This is a genomic window from Streptomyces sp. NPDC019224 (assembly GCF_040632605.1).
GTDB lineage: Bacteria > Actinomycetota > Actinomycetes > Streptomycetales > Streptomycetaceae > Streptomyces.
In genome coordinates, this window is record NZ_JBEYCF010000116.1 from 1 (window position 1) to 1323 (window position 1323).

Genomic DNA, 1323 nt, shown 5'->3' on the forward strand with positions numbered 1-1323 from the left:
TGAAGTTCCCCCTCTCGGCTGGACAGCTTGATACTGGGACGGATGGTCCCGGAGGAAGCAGTCACAGGTAGTGAGCAAGAAAAGCAATACGAGTAAGCGGTACACGGCCGAGTTCAAGCGGGATGCGGTCGCTTTGGCGTTGTCCTCGGAGAAGACGGTCACCGAGGTTGCGCGGGATCTGGGTGTGAGTCCGGAAGGGCTGCGCGGGTGGGTGAAGCAGGCGAAGGTCGACCGCGGTGAGGGGCCTGCGGGGGCGTTGACCACTGCGGAGCGTGAGGAGCTGGTCCGGCTGAGGCGCAAGGTCCGCGAGCAGGAGGCCACGATCGAGGTGCTGGGAAAAGCGACCGCCTTCTTCGCTCGGGACAAGATGAGGTAGACACCGGCGCACGGTGTCGCTTCATTGATGCGGAGAAGGCGTCAAAGGGTAATTCTGCAGGTCACAGCGTTGCGTTTCTGTGCCGTGTGCTGGGGGTGCCGCGTTCCACCTACTACGCGCACAGGGCCTCGGAGCTGGCCCGGGCGGCGCGCGAGCGGGCCGAGGAAGTACTGGTCGGCGAGATCCGGGTGCTCCATGCCGGGTCTCGCGGCGCCTACGGGGCCCCGAGGATCCACGCCGCCCTGCGGCGGGCCGGGCGGGTGGTGAACTCCAAGAGGGTCGAGCGGCTGATGCGCGAGCACCGGATCACCGGGATCACCCGCCGGCGGCGCCGGGGACTGACCCGGCAGGCGAAGCGGGCGGTGTTCGCCGCCGATCTGATCGGTCGGGACTTCACCGCGCCCCGGCCCGGCATGCGCCTGGTCGGTGACATGACCGAACTCGTCACACTGGAGGGGAAGCTGTATCTGGCGACCTGCATCGATCTCGCGACCCGCGAGATCGCCGGCTGGGCGATGGCCGACCACCACCGCGCCGAGCTGCCCGTCGCAGCCCTGCGGATGGCCGCAGGACGCGGCGGCCTGGAGAGCGGTTGCATCATGCATACGGATCGCGGCAGCGAGTACACGAGTGACGAATTCCGCACCGAGATAGGCAAGTTGAGCATGAGGCAGTCGATGGGACGTGTCGGCTCTTGTTACGATAACGCTGCCGCGGAAAGCTGGTTCGCCCTCCTGAAAGCGGAGATCGGAACGACCGTCTGGGAGACCCGCGAGGCCGCCCGCGCCGACGTCTTCCACTTCATCGAGGTCGAGTACAACCGCAGCCGGCTCCGCCGGCACCCCGACTACGGCTACGTCACCCCGCTCGAAACGAGATCCCTGCTCAGGCAGAACCTCGCCCCGGCAGCGTAAACACCCGCTGTCCAGTCCGCGGGGGGAACTTCA

At 67.0% G+C, this 1323-nt stretch carries 2 protein-coding genes; both read left to right on the plus strand.

The features are described from left to right. Positions 1–70 precede the first annotated feature (70 nt). The gene (locus ABZ564_RS32740) at positions 71–376 is read left to right on the plus strand and encodes a transposase (protein ID WP_360863145.1); all 306 of its coding nucleotides are present in this window, start codon (positions 71–73) and stop codon (positions 374–376) included. Between the two features lie 23 nt (positions 377–399). Beyond that, the gene (locus tag ABZ564_RS32745; RefSeq protein ID WP_360863147.1) at positions 400–1290 is read left to right on the plus strand and encodes an IS3 family transposase; all 891 of its coding nucleotides are present in this window, start codon (positions 400–402) and stop codon (positions 1288–1290) included. Positions 1291–1323 lie beyond the last annotated feature (33 nt).